The organism is Denitrificimonas caeni (assembly GCF_027498055.1).
Classification (GTDB): domain Bacteria; phylum Pseudomonadota; class Gammaproteobacteria; order Pseudomonadales; family Pseudomonadaceae; genus Denitrificimonas.
In genome coordinates this window covers 1,784,124-1,798,761 of record NZ_CP114976.1, presented here as the reverse complement: position 1 = coordinate 1,798,761, position 14,638 = coordinate 1,784,124, and the positions used below count along the sequence as shown (strand labels likewise).

General features: G+C 49.3%; 8 protein-coding genes. All 8 read right to left on the bottom strand.

What is annotated here, in order from left to right; all coding sequences use genetic code 11:
- Positions 1–81: 81 nt before the first annotated feature.
- Complete coding sequence (locus O6P33_RS08535) at positions 82–1,017, bottom strand: 5'-nucleotidase (protein ID WP_269817366.1); 936 nt, start codon at positions 1,015–1,017, stop codon at positions 82–84.
- A 268-nt stretch (positions 1,018–1,285) separates the two neighbouring features.
- Positions 1,286–1,474, bottom strand: a complete 189-nt coding sequence (locus O6P33_RS08530) for a hypothetical protein (RefSeq protein ID WP_269817365.1) — start codon at positions 1,472–1,474, stop codon at positions 1,286–1,288.
- Between the two features lie 426 nt (positions 1,475–1,900).
- The gene (locus O6P33_RS08525; protein WP_269817364.1) at positions 1,901–3,214 is read right to left on the bottom strand and encodes an OprD family porin; all 1,314 of its coding nucleotides are present in this window, start codon (positions 3,212–3,214) and stop codon (positions 1,901–1,903) included.
- 78 nt (positions 3,215–3,292) lie between these two features.
- Complete coding sequence (locus tag O6P33_RS08520) at positions 3,293–4,306, bottom strand: c-type cytochrome (RefSeq protein ID WP_269817363.1); 1,014 nt, start codon at positions 4,304–4,306, stop codon at positions 3,293–3,295.
- 11 nt (positions 4,307–4,317) lie between these two features.
- The gene (locus tag O6P33_RS08515; protein WP_269817362.1) at positions 4,318–4,962 is read right to left on the bottom strand and encodes a c-type cytochrome; all 645 of its coding nucleotides are present in this window, start codon (positions 4,960–4,962) and stop codon (positions 4,318–4,320) included.
- A 143-nt stretch (positions 4,963–5,105) separates the two neighbouring features.
- On the bottom strand, positions 5,106–7,205 hold the full coding sequence (gene recD / locus O6P33_RS08510; protein ID WP_420094988.1) for an exodeoxyribonuclease V subunit alpha: 2,100 nt from the start codon (positions 7,203–7,205) through the stop codon (positions 5,106–5,108).
- A gap of 36 nt (positions 7,206–7,241) precedes the next feature.
- Entirely contained in the window at positions 7,242–10,976 is a 3,735-nt protein-coding gene (gene recB / locus O6P33_RS08505; RefSeq protein ID WP_269817360.1) for an exodeoxyribonuclease V subunit beta, read from the bottom strand.
- On the bottom strand, positions 10,973–14,440 hold the full coding sequence (gene recC / locus O6P33_RS08500; RefSeq protein WP_269817359.1) for an exodeoxyribonuclease V subunit gamma: 3,468 nt from the start codon (positions 14,438–14,440) through the stop codon (positions 10,973–10,975). Before recC ends, recB begins: the two co-directional genes overlap by 4 nt.
- Between the last annotated feature and the right edge of the window lie 198 nt (positions 14,441–14,638).

The window sequence follows — 14,638 nt, the reverse complement described above, 5'->3', positions numbered from 1 at the left end:
TACGCCGCCCTCGCTATCCATCCTCGCACTCAAAGTACGAGGCTTTCCGCGACTTTGGTAATAAGTATTGGAAAAGTTTGATTACTCGTTATTTTCAAGGTTCGCAATTCCAAAAGGGATATGCACCGATGGCAAGCGTGCCGAGGCTGGTTCGAGATGTAGTTTTTGGTCATCAAAGAAGATATGCGGCTGCATAATATCCAGAACTTTAGCCTTTTCTACACCACCCATAAAAAAGGCCTCGTTCACAGTTATGCCCCAGTGGCGCATGGTATTAATAACCCGCTTATGGGCCGGCGCATTGCGCGCGGTAACAATAGATACTCGCAAAATTGGCGCATAGGATGGCTGCTGCACACGTTTTTCTTGTTCTAATTTTTGAATGGCGGCAATACGCTTTAAAAAGGCTTTTAATGGCCCAGGTGTGTGCGGAATGTCTTGGCGCAATGTTTCGTGCTGATGAAACTCACCTAGATCATGCTGTTTATAGACTGTTTCTGCTTCGTCATCGACCAAAACACCATCAAAGTCAAAAGCAATTCTAAGCTGATGATCCCCATCATCATCGCCAATTTCGCCTTTTAAGATCTGTCCTGCCGGATAACCAGCATCTACCGCACTTCTTACATCATCAGCGTTAGCCGATAGAAATAACTCAATATCAAAAGCAGGTATATAAGGGTGCGGCGACAAACCCTGCATAAATACTGCCCGAGTGATCGGCAGCTGGTAATGCTGGATGGAGTTCATCACCCGCAGCCCTGTATCGGGATCATTGCGCGATAATAAAATCACCTCTACCGGCGGATCATCAGGGTTAAGCTGATTCAGTGATAAGACGCGACGTATAAATGGAAAGGCTACCCCACGTTCAAGCGGCTTATCTTGGTTTTCATGCTGGTACTCACGGTAGACTTGTTCGCCCTCAGTCCTAAACACTGCGTCAGACTCAGATAAGTCAAATAACGCACTGGAGGCTAAACCAATCACTAGCCGGCTGCTTAAATCAAACGCCATACACCACCTACTCTCTACATAAACTTATAAACGCGAAAAAACTCACAAATTCTACGCAGCACAAAATAACAGCTTACAACTGTTTGCTGCTTGGTCTGATTGATTGCAAATTATTTTAGGGAACTATAGCAGGATCCAGCCCAAAGGCTTAGATATAGTAGGTGCAGATAGATATGGCATGCAGTGTGAAAACACTGGCTTTGAAATGTTGGGGCTACCTTAATGTCAAAGGCTGCGCCTACCCAGCCAAGGTAGGCGCAAGTCTTATTTAGCTGGTGCTAGTTGCGCTCACACAATCGTTGTCATTGAGTGTGTTCCAAGCATCAACAATCAGCTGGTTTTCTAAACCCATCGCTGAGTTAGCAGCCTGCCCTGTCGCTTGCATAGTGTGACTAATAACAGTGAACTGCGCAGCCACGAAGCGACCCATTTTTTTGAATACTTTTAGGTTATCCATATCCTTACCCCTTTCTTATAATTTTCATACAGCAAATGCTGTAGAGCCTCCCGAAAACGAGACCAAGCACTATAAATGCTCATCATAAAAGTAGGTGGTTTGCAGAATTAAAGCAGTACTGAATTTTATTTCAGTATTGAACCAGTTTTCATTGCGAAAAACTGATATAGCATTTTGGATTATGCGCGAGCAAATAGCTCTGAGGCGTACCGGTGATGTCTTTCTCTGTACCACGCCACTCAATCAAAAGTCGTTTGAGTCGGGATAGGAGTACAAATATACAGTACCCACTCTTAAAAAGCAAGTAGCATATCGAATGTTTTTTATCAAGCCGCTAGTCGCTAAATTATACTTTCTAGGCAAGTGGCTGACCTGCCTAGAAAGTGATTGTAACCTGTCAGCTATAGCAGGTTACATAAGCCTGACTTACAACAACGGCAAGGTGTAGGCTAAAATCAAACGGTTATCATCCAAATCTTTGTTGATATTGGAACGTACCGTTGAGTTTCTCCAGCGTACATTGAAGTTTTTCAGGGCGCCCTCTTGGAATGCGTAAGAAATATCGAAGTCACGCTCCCACTCACGTCCTTCAGGCTTATTGCGGCCTAAATCCGCACCGGTACCTTTAACGTAACGGTTAAACATGGTCAAACCAGGGATGCCTAGGCCTGCAAAGTTGTAGTCGTGACGAACCTGCCAAGATTTTTCATCTTTAGCACCAAACTCACGGTTAGCAACATAGTTAACTAAGAATGGATCTGAACCCTGCACATAAGCATAACCAGTATCACCGGTCATTTTCTGGTAGCCCAAGCCCAGCTTGTTAAAGCCAAAGTTGTACGTCACCATTCCTGAAAACGCTTTGTTATCAACGCGAACATCACCATCACTGGTGGAGCGTGATGCACGCACATCTGTTCTTAGTGAGCGCTGATCACCTAAAGGTAAAACATACACAGCATTAATAATATGCTGTTTATACAAGTCTTCTAAACGACCAAAGCTATAGCCGGTGCTCAGCTGATCATTCCATTTGTAGTTTAGGTTAGCCAAGTCAAACGAGTTACTGGTGTAGTTACCGCGAGTCTTACCGGTAACTGGCTCGCCTGTTTTTTTATCAACCAGACCTTTACCTAAAACGTTCATCTCCATGCGTTCACGGTTAGTAGAAGCACGTTGATTAACACGGTCAATGTGACCTAAAGTTGCAGTTAAGCCATTAATTTCGTTGGATGTAATCATTCCACCCGTGAATAACTGCGGTAAGATACGTCCTTCGAGGTTCGCTTGCAGCATCGGCAAGCGCGGCTTCAATGTACCCACTTGCAGTACAGTTTCTGAAACTTTTGCTTTAAAAGTTCCGCCTAACTTACCAAAGTTATCAACGGACTTACCGTTGCTACGCTGTGGGAATGAGTCTGGTGTGCGGTATGGGCCTGAATCAAGCTTGATCGCCGTAGCAGCGTAAATATCCACACCAACACCAATGGTGCCTTCAGTGAAGCCCGACTTGTAGTCTAGGATAAAAGCCTGCGACCATTCTTCCTTGGTTTTATTGGCATTTTTATTCTGCGGGGTGTTCTCTACGTGACGCGTATCTTGGTTCATGTACAGGTTACGAAAACCTAGGTTGGCGGTGCTGTCTTCAATAAAAGCAGCGCTAGCTAAAGTAGGTACAGCCAGTAACACGCTGCCAGCAGTTGCTAAAGTAATAGCCCGTGCTATAGGGGAAAAATTCATGCGGTTTTCCTATAGTTATCAATATACAAATGGGGCTTCATTCAGAAGCCCCATCTTTTAAAGCCAACGAACGTACGCTTAGTCAGCGGTAAATGTACGCGGACGTAAGACGTCGGGTTTTAAGAAGTCTTTCTCACCAACGTTATCGTGATCACCCAACAACTTGCCATTTACTTCCAGACCGTAGCTGGTGTGCTTATGGAAAGTATCTAAGTACTTTTCACGGGTTTCCTTAACATCGCCGGTGTAGCGTGGCTCTTGTGGACGCTCTTGACTATCAATGTAGTAAGCAACATCCCAAGCTTCTTGCTCGCTCAAGCTGTTAGGACGACCCAGTGGCATGTTGTGTTTAATAAATGATGCCAAAGTGAAGTGACGGGAAATACCCGCCCCCCAGTTGTAAGAGGTATCGCCCCACACTGCAGGGAAAACCACTTCACCACGCTCAACTAAACCAGAGCCGTTATCGGAGTGACAGATACTGCAGTTTTCTGCATACACCTTAGCACCGCGATCATAGTCCATACCTTCTTTAGGATCTTCGAGGCGCGGGTAACCACGGCCATACATGTTGCCGCCCGGCTGATACACCGGAACACCTTTAGCCAGCCAGTGGTGATAAGCAGTTAAAGCGAGCATATCGTCACTGCCGTACTCTGGTGGTACGCCGTTCATCGAGTAGCTAAAGCAACCAGAAATACGCTCTTCTAAATTATTCACATGGTCATTTTTAGGACGGTAGTTTGGCAAAACCACCACCGCTGGCCACACAGGCCCAGCGAAAGGCAAACGACCTTCACCCATATGGCAACTGCTGCAATTCATGCTGTTAAAAACGTTTTTACCGCGCAGTTGCTGTGTATTCATAAAGAGGTCGTAACCACGACGAATAACGCGCTTTAACTCGGGATGCATTTCTGCTTCTTCCAAGTCTTCCATGGTCGGAGGTACGTGTACGTACTGCCCCTCCTGCACTTCAGGGTTATTAACTGGGAAGCGAGGTACTTCTTCAGCCTGAACGGTTAAGCTCAGTGCACTTACGGCTACAGCCAGCGTCAAACTACGCAGGAGGAAATCTTTGGATTGTTTCATTGTTATTCTCCCTATTTCTGTACAGGCTGGCGTGAAAGCCACTGAGATACAGCACGAATATCCTCATCATTCATACGCTCAGCAATGGCGAGCATTAAATGTTGTGGGTCGTTATCACGTTTGCCTGTCTGCCATGCATGGAGCTGGTCAGAAATATAGCCTGCATGCTGACCTGCCAAGCGTGGGAACACATCCCCGGCACCTAGACTGTCTGGGCCGTGGCAGGCTACGCAAGGTACGATATAGCGATCCCAATCCCCTACTGTTGCGAGCTTCTCACCATGAGCTAACTCAGCCTCAGTTACTTCAGTATCACCTTTACCTTGCACCGCAGGCAGTTGGCTGTAATAGACAGCAACATCTTTGTACTGCTGATCATTGAGCATGCTAACGAAAGGCAACATAGTTGCGCTTTGGCGTGAACCATCCTTAAAGGATTTCATCTGCTGATACAGGTATTCAGCGTTTAAGCCCGATAAACTCGGCCAAGACTCACCACCCGGAATATTCATTCCAGCCCCATCAGTTTGGTGACAGGCAACGCACATTGCTGCCGACTGCTCCCCAGCTTTAGCATCTCCATCTAACGCATGAGCAGACGTTATTGCTAAGAATAGCGTTGCTGCTGTTAGAGTCATACGATGAAATGTTTTCATTCTCACCTCGTTCCCTTTTATCAGGCTCTAATTATAGGTCTATCAATATATATTTGATTAAGATCAAATATATACGATGTCATTATATTATGTAAGGGATTAAGCGTGCTAAAAAGCTTAAAGCTCTAATCCGAGCATAGACTTTAGCCGCCCACCGCACAAATAGCCTGATTTAACCCACTAACACGCTCAACTTTGCGCTGTACCGCAGCGGTAAAGATCCCAGAATGCCCTTCAATCAAGGTGAACTTATTTTTCGCTCGAGTGATACCGGTATACAACAACTCTTTGGTCAAAACCGGATTAAGGCGATCAGGCAAAATTAAAGCAGTATGCACAAACTCAGAGCCTTGTGATTTATGCACTGTCATGGCAAATACTGTTTCTACTGCGGTCAAGCGACTTGGCAGAATATAACGCACACCACCTTGAGCATCGTTGCGGGCAAAGACGACCCTTAACACCTGCTGCGGCTCGCCATTCTCTGCGCTGGCGTCAGCATTAGGCAACAGGAGAGCGATACCTATATCACCATTCATTAGGCCAAGACTGTAATCGTTCTGAGTCACCAATACTGGACGGCCTTCATACCAACCCTGCGCACTACTAATAAGCCCCTGCTGCTGCAGTGCAGTGGCAATACGCTCATTGAGCCCGGCCACACCAAACTCACCTTTGCGCAGCGCACACAGTAATCGAAACTGATCAAAGGCCTGCAGCACAAGAGCAGCCCATTGCTGCCAACTGGGGTCGGCAAAGGGTTTATCTGCGGCTGGGCGCTGCTGCTGTAAAACCTGTAAATAATAAGCATAGCCAGCGCTGTTTAGCGCTCCACTGTGGTGCGCTGAGACATTAAGCAGCAGCTGATTGAGAGCCGCGCTATTGTTTTGCTTGAGCAGCAAGTATTGAATATCTGGCACATCACTGTGAAGCAGTTGCCAAGCCTGTTGCGCTTCACTTTGATTGACCGCACGGGCCAGCTGACCGATTCCAGACTCGCTACCAAATCGCCGTGAGTGACGCAGCATCACTGTACGCTGTGCTAAACGATGCTGCTGTGCATCACCCACGCACCAAGGCTCGGCATACACTTTTTCTGCGCACAGCTGTTCAAGGCGCTGCTGAGTGTGCGTAGTATAATACGCCAGCTCAGCATCAGCGCAGAGGTCCCCCAATACCGAGCCTGCTTCTACTGAGGCGAGCTGATCTTTATCCCCCAATAAAATTAGACGAGCATGTTTAGGCAATGCTTGCAACACACTATGCATCATTTCCAAATCGATCATCGAGGCCTCGTCAATCACCAAGACATCAACCACTAAAGGGTTGTTGCTGTTATGACGGAAGTGGCGGGTATTAGGCAAACTGCCCAACAGCCGGTGCAAAGTCGTCACCGCTGTGGGAATTGCATCTTGCACTGACTGTGTCACCGGCAATGAAGCAACTTGCTGACCAATCGACTCAGTCAGACGCGCCGCGGCCTTACCGGTTGGCGCTGCTAGCTGAATACGTAATGCCTGTCCTACCTGTAGCGCACCTTGCTGCAGCAGTGCCAACAAGCGCACCACAGTGGTGGTTTTGCCTGTACCAGGGCCGCCAGTTATAAGGGTCAGTTGACCTTGTGCGGCCATAGCACAGGCCACTTTTTGCCAATCTGTTTGGCGCTGTCCTGCGACAAGCAAGGGTTCATTGAACAGCTTGTTGAGGCGCTGAGAGAAATCAGCGGCGAGCGGCATTTCAGTCGCAATGCGTTGCACCAAGTGTTGCGCTACAGTGCTTTCATACTGCCAGTAACGGTATAAATACAGACGTCCAGACAATAAAACTAAGGGTTTAGCGCTGGCGTCCGAACCCTGCTGGTACAGTAATTGCGTATTTTGCAATGCCGCAACCCAGTCTTTCTGGCTCACTGCGGCCAATAGCGCCGAGGGTAATAAAGGCTGCTGCTCAACCGCTCGCCCCTCTGGTGGCAATAAAAGAGCTAAATCCGGATCACGCAAAACGCTGGGTAAATCTAAGCAAATATGCCCATGCCCCAACTGATGGCTGACCAGAGCCACCGCCAGCAACGCCAGTGGCTGCGCATTTGGATCAAGCTGGCCCAGCAGTTTTACCAGAGCAACATCCAGCGCTCGTATCCAACCGGCATCCAGCCAGTCTTGTAACAACAGATATAGATTATCGCGACTGCTTAAGGCCTGCTCAGCAGTTAAGCGCTCAATTTGTTCGACGCCAACAGGCATCACCTCTTCACCAAAAAGTTCACCTTGCTGAATCATTTATAGCGCCTCCTGATCCTTGGTTTTAAACAACGCATCTAAGCGCTCAATCATTGCTCGGTCAGGTCTGGCGTGATGCAAACCTTGGGTTTCATTGTTTGCACCACGCAAAAACATATACAGCGCGCCCCCCATATGAGTGTCGTAGTCATAATCGTTGATGCGCAGCTTGAGTAGGCGATGTAAGGCCAATATATACAGGCTGTACTGCAAGTCGTAGCGGTGCGTTAATACGCAGTTATCCATGGCTGCTTGACTGTAATCAGCATCACCTTCGCCCAGCCAATTGGACTTGTAATCCACCACGTAATAGCGGCCTTGATGCTCCAAAACCAAGTCAATAAAGCCTTTGAACATGCCGTTGAGGCGCTCAGGCTGTAGATACGGGCGCTCTGCCCCTGGCAAAATAAACTCACGCACCAGTTGATCAATATACACAGTGTTGGTTTGGTGGCTGGCAAACCAAAACTCCATCTCAGCTTGATAGTGGCGCAGCTCAGTTAGTGCCATAGGCTGCTCAGCCAATACAAATGGCTGCTGGATATACTCGCTCAACCAAGGCCAAAGCAGCTCTGCATGCTGTTCAAATCCATAGGCCTCGCAGCGCGCTTGAATAAACTGCTGCGCTTGCTCAGGATTCTTTAACACAGCGGCAAAACCTTCATCAGCGGCCCACTCCAGCAAACTGTGCAAGAAGGTTCCGGGCTTCGCCCCGCGCGGAAAACCATGGATACCTTGCGCGGCTTCTAGATTAAACCCGGCACTGTCAGGCACATCAGCGTTATACAGCTCATCATCACTGATGTTTTGCGCTAAAGCAGATTGTGGTGCCAAGTCCTCCCCACGCTGCATGGATTGCAACTCAGGGCTAGGTGCTTGGGCAGTTAAACGCAATGCGCTGTAAGACGCGATCCACCAATGCTCACGGGTGCGGCGCTGTGCAATGCGCCACTTGGGGGTAAACGCGCCAGACTGATCATGCACGATCTCGTTATCACTTGCTGGCATCACAGAAACATGGCTGAGCAAATTGCTTGCCGCGCTTTGCTCGGATGCTAGAGCCAAAGGTGCCAACCACTGTTCAAGCGCTAAACTGTTGGGCAAGGGCTGTCCGGCATTGAGCAAATAACCAATGGCGCTACGGTGCAGTACAGAGGTTTTCCCCTGTCCTTTTTTTAGGTCGGCCATACCTAGCCAGCAGGCATGGCGCGCGCGGGTTAAGGCCACATACAATAAGCGCAAATCCTCTCCGAGACGCTCTTGTTCGGCTAAGGCCAGGCTGTCTTTATCTGCATGTAGCATGAGCCTGCGCTGCCCGCCGGTTTGAATACTAAAAGGTTGTTTACCTTCTTGAGCACGAAAAGCACAGATAAAAGGCAAAAACACTAATGGGTATTCCAGACCTTTAGATTTATGGATAGTGACCACGCGCACTAACGACTCATCGCTTTCTAAACGTAAAATTTGCTCTTGTGCACCCTCTGCTTGCCCTGCACATGCGGTTTGCAAGTAGCGCAGCACAGCAAATTCACCATCCAGCTCACGGGCAGCCTGCTGTAGCAGTTCTGATAAGTGCAAGACGTTAGTCAGCGCCCGCTCACCATCTGGACGCTGCACCAAACGCTGTGGAAGTTCGAAGTCATGCATAATACTGCGCAACATTGGCAGTACGCCCTGCTTATGCCAGCGTTCCAGGTAACCCTTGAACTGTAAAACCCGCTTCTCCCAAAGCAGCTCATCCTGATTGATGCGCTCCAATTCGCTCAACGACAAAGCAAAAGTGCTGCAAGCTAAGGCGGATTTTAAAGCGCGCTCATTATCTGGATGTAAACAGGCGTGCAGCCAAGCCATCACATCTTGAGCTTCTTGGCTGGCAAACACTGAGTCCTTATCAGATAGGTAAACACTGCGCACATGGCGCAACGCCAATTGTTTACGAATCGCCTGCGCCTCCGCCATATTGCGCACTAACACTGCGATATCATTTGGCTGCAAGGGTTGTAATTGACCTTCAGAATTTTTAAAGCCAGCTTGAGCCTCTGTAGCCAAATTAAGCAAGCGGGCTATTTCTGTAGCGCTACTGGCAGCCATCTCTTCAATATACTGGCTACTGGCAACCGGCTCCTCTGTTTCTAAGCGCCACAGCGTTAAAGCGGGTTGCGCGCTGCCCGCAACCCACCACTGTTCTTGACGACCTTTAGCCAGCACCGGTAAAAAAGGCAGCTCATTACTCACCCCTTCACGAAACAAAAAGGCGCCTTGCCCTTCGGGCCGCTCTTCTGCTTGAACAAACAGCTGATTAACAGCAGCGACCATAGACTCAGTGGAGCGAAAATTGGTATCGAGATTGTAATGCCGACCTTTAGTTGCTCGGCGCGCAGATAAATAGGTATGAATATCCGCACCGCGAAAGCTATAAATGGCTTGCTTTGGATCGCCAATTAAAAACAAGCCCGTTTCTCTACTGTTCTCGGCGATGCGGTAAATAGTGTCAAAAATGCGGTATTGCAAAGGGTCGGTATCTTGGAACTCATCAATCATCGCAATGGGAAATTGCTGCCGAATCACAGCGGCTAAGCGCTCACCGCTAGGTCCCTGTAATGCCTGATCAAGCCGTGTCAGCATGTCATCAAAACCCATCTCGGCACGCTGCTGTTTTTCCAAGTTAAAGCGATGTTTGATCCAGTCTGCGGCATGCCATAAAGCCTGTTCATCTAAAGCATGGGTCAGCTGATTCAACTGCTCCGGCAAATCACGCATGGCTTGCAGTGCTTGGTGCTCAGGTACTGCGCTAGTGTCTTTCCAAGCAGCATGTAAGCCTTCAGGTGTTAAGCGAGTAAAACCTGTACCAATTTCAAGTCGCGTTTGCTCACTGTCTTCAGCCCAGGCTTTTAGCTTATCCAACCACGGGGTATAAAAACGCGCCTGAATCACCCGGCCATTAACTGCTTTGGCCGCCACTGCTTGGTCCAAAATATCACGCAACTCTTGCGACCATTGCGACCAGTTTTCCTTTAGCTGCGCAAGCGTCTGCTGCTGCGCTGTGATCCCAGCATCCAGCAACTGCGCCAAAGTTTGCGAAGGACTGCTGGGTAAGTCTGTTTGCGCACTCAGCAGCGGATAAATTTTGCGTTGCAAAACTGCTGGTTGCTGCCAATGCTCTAAAGTCCAAAGTACATTACTGCCTTGCAGCGGATAACACTGCTGACGCCAATAGTCTTTGACCACAAGAGCCAGCAATTCGGAGTGATCCGTTTCTAAGGTTTGCGTAAACAAGCTGCCGCTATCAAAGGCATGCTCGCGCAGCATGCGCTGACACCATGAGTGGATGGTTGAAACAGCGGCTTCATCCATCCACTGTGCGGCTTGTTCAAGCCGTTGCGCGCATGAAGGCCACTGTTGTGCTGGGTAGTCTTCACGCAGGCTTTCTAATAAAGCGTCCGGCGTATCCTGCTCGCCACGAAAAACTTGCGCAGCTTCCACCAACTTGGCACGGATACGGTCACGTAACTCCTGGGTCGCAGCATCAGTGAAGGTCACCACCAGTATTTCTGGCGGCAATAAGTGACGATTGAAAGCTGCATCTGCAAGCAAGCCATGCTGCAGGATTAAACGCACATACAAGGCCGCAATGGTATAAGTTTTACCAGTACCGGCACTGGCTTCAATTAAACGACTGCCATGCAGTGGAAACTCTAAGGCCAAGGCGCGCTCTGGGCTATTGAACTGACTCATGAGGACTCTCCTTGACGCTCTAGACTCATAATATCCGCCTCCAACAGCGAGCCGTATAGCATGCTGGCCCACTCGGCAAAGGTTTCATCAGCCAGCAGTTCGGTGAAGCTTGGGTACTGCCGCGCTAAAGCTGCGCTTTGCTGCACTTCACCGGCCGCTTGGAAGCTCCCCTCATAGACTGCTTTGGCTTTACTTGTGGATTGGTTCTTCAAGTAATCCATCGCGGTTTTAAATGCCACAGGAATAGGTTGATTTAAACCGCTCTGCCAACATGCCAGCCACGTCTCGACAATTGCCACGGCGTTAGTAGCAGTTATGGGCGTAAAGGCAATGCTGCTTTCTTGGGCAACAATTAGAGTTTGCGTCGATAAGCCGCTGGCATTGATAAGCACATGTTGCACCCAAGGCCGTAATAGGCGATGCCAACTGCGCTCTTTACCGCGATGTATTCTGCCGGCAATCAGCTCAATGCGAGCGTACTCTTGAGCGGGGTTTGGCGTGAGCGTGGCAGTGCGTAGACCACCGAGCCAACCTTCCAGATGAATCTGCCCATGGCGCAGATCAATAATACGGGCAGTATCCTCTTGGTACGGCCAAGCAGCGCAAAGAGCGCGATAATGCTCTAACTGCGCCAATAAAGGCTCAATTAACTCGGCGCGCACTTGCTCACCAAACGCTCGCATCGGCAAAGCACCGCTGCGTTGTAATTTTTCGCTGTGTAACTCTAAAATTTGCAGCAGGTCTGCGCTAGGCGCTGCATGTTGACCGGCACTTAAGAGCTCATACTGCAAGCTAAAGCGCTGCAACCCATCCAGCGCAAAAGGCTCATCTTCAAACAGTTCCAGCTCAAGCTGATCCAAATGCACTTTGAGGCGCTCATTGAAAAAGTACTTCACAGGGTCACGTAAAAAGCGCTGCAATTGCTCAGGCGTCATGCTGCTGTCGGCAGCGAAGTTCGGCAGCGCTACTGGGCTCTCTACGGCACTGCTTTGATGTAAAGCAGACCATTCAAAAGCATAAGTGAATAAATCACCCTGCTCAGAGCTTGGCGTGAAGTAATGCTGGCTGAACGGTTGCAGCGGATGCACTGTGGTCAACCCATCCAGCAATGACTGATCATTAGGCAGATGCCAACCACTGGCGAGATGATCACGCAGTTGCGCAATCAAAACTGACGGTGGGCGCTCAGTATTATCACGCACACTGCGCCCTACCCAGCTGACATAGAGCTTTTCCCGTGCGGACAATAATGCTTCTAAGAGCAGGTAGCGGTCATCTTCACGGCGCGAACGATCACCAGGACGATAATCACTGCCCATTAAGTCAAAATCTAGCGGTGCTTGAACGCGTGGGTAGTCGCCATCATTCATACCCAGTAGGCACACCATGCGAAAAGGTATCGCGCGCATGGGCATGAGCGTGCAGAAGTTGACCGAGCCGGCTAAAAAACGCTGACTCAAGTGATCAGTATCAACATTACTTAACCAAGCTTCCCGCGCCACAGCCAAGGTTAGCGGCTCATCCAGAGCAGCATCAATGCAGAGCTGGTACCACTGCTCACAGCCCTCGCGCAGGCGCTGCATTAATAAGTAATCGGCGTCCTCTTCCACCAAGAAAAACTGCTCGAGCATGGCTAAAAAAACAGTACGCCATGTCGCGAACTGATGGCTGTCGCTGAGCTGTTTATGCAGGTGTTGTAGCGCATCTAAAAAGTGCGTTAGCGGGCCAATTAAAGCGGCATCCAAACCACCCACCTCATCATAAGGCTGAATGCCTGCATAGGCGTCGCTATCTCCCATGGCATAGCCCAAGAGCATACGCTGTAGGCCAAAATCCCAAGTGTTTTGTTCAAGGCCCTGCGGCAAGGCAAAGTCTTCGCGGTGCTTAGCATTTAAGCCCCAACGTACGCCAGCACCGGTCAACCAACGTTGCAATGTCGGCAAATGACTTTCTTCAATGGCAAAGCGCGCACGCAACGCCGGCACATCTAAGAAGCTCATGATATCTGTGACGGTTAAACGCGACTCAGGCAAACGCAGCAACTCATGCAAGGCAATCAACAGCGGCTCAGTGCTTTGCTCGGCTTGATCAGAGAGTGTGAATGGAATAGAACGCAAATCATCACGGCCATACTGCGCAAAGACAGCTTGAATATGTGGCGCGTAGCTATTGATATCCGGCACCATGACAATGATGTCGCGCGGTTTTAAGCTGGGGTCTGCGTTAAAACAGGCCAATAACTGATCATGCAGCACCTCCACTTCGCGCTGCGCGCTGTGGGTGATATGAAAGCGCACCGATTGGTCTGCTTGTAGGTCAAGCGCGGGCCATAAAGCACGGGTGTCTGCGAGTGGACGCAAGTGCAAAATATCATTGTGCAGCTGCTCCAGTAGCGTTGCGCTGGCACCGTCCTCAAAAATATCAACACGCTGACCGTGACTGTCAAACACTGTTTGATAGCTGTCCAGCTCATCATACTTGTCGAGCAAGCTAATATAGTCACGGCCTTGCTTACCCCAGGCGGCCAATAGAGGGTGGGCAAACTGGTGCAACTGCTCAATGGACAAAACCTCAGGGAAGCCTTGCTTACGGCTTTGCCGGCGGTACTCGTGGCGTAACAGCTGTTTATCTTCAACTATATCTGCCCAGTGATACTGGCAAGGATTATGCACACAAAGCATGACCTGACTAAAACGGCTGATGGCTGCTAACGCCTCAACCATTTGCGCTGGCAGTGAGGAAATCCCAAAGACAATAATCCGCCGTGGCAGCCCTGCTGGCGCAGCGTCTAACTCACGCATTTTAGCGATAAAACGTGGGTGTACCGCGGCGCGGCTGCTGTCAATTGCCTCAGCACCAATGTCATCAATCAACAAACGCCACAGCGCCGCCTGCCACGCCACTATAGGCTCGCGTGCTTGAGCTTTTTCTTCACTGATCTGCGGCTGGCCTGCCACTTGGCGCAACTGATCATCTCCCACAGCCCAGTCTTTGAGCCAGTCTGAGCGATAGACTTGGTATTGGTCATAGAGGTCAGCCAAACGCTCCGCCAGCTGGTAGCGTTTACGCAAATCTGGATCATCATCAAGAAAATGCTGCAAAGGAGCAAAAACCGGCTCACGCACCACCTTGGGCAGCAATCGCATTAAGCGCCAAGTTAGCGGAGCTTTATCAAAGGGCGAACTTTTGGCAATAGTCTCAGTGCCCAGCACCTGTCGATACACTTGCCACAAAAAACGGGCGGGTAATCCTATTTGTAAACCTGCAGCAATGCCACAGCCTCGATCATCGGCTAAAGCAAATTTAAGCCATTGGGCAATACCATTGCTCTGCACCAAAATATGTTCATTTTCAAGTGCATACAGTGGGTTGATTTTCGTCCACTGCACAACAAGCTCACGTAACTCTTCTAAGTGGTTGCTATGCGCAACAATAAAACCCGACTGTAGCTCCTGAGCTGACATACCTGTATTCCTTGAAAATAAAACCAAGTGTGCCGTCTTGATGCGTCACGCGCTGACGCATCAATAAAACTCACTGGCACAGCTAATAAAATGTGGACTAGTTTACATAATGATATTTTTTCGACCAACGTCTAAATGACCAGAGAGTCACTACCGTGCTCTAGTTCACCCGCTACAATATAAATCAAATAACAGACC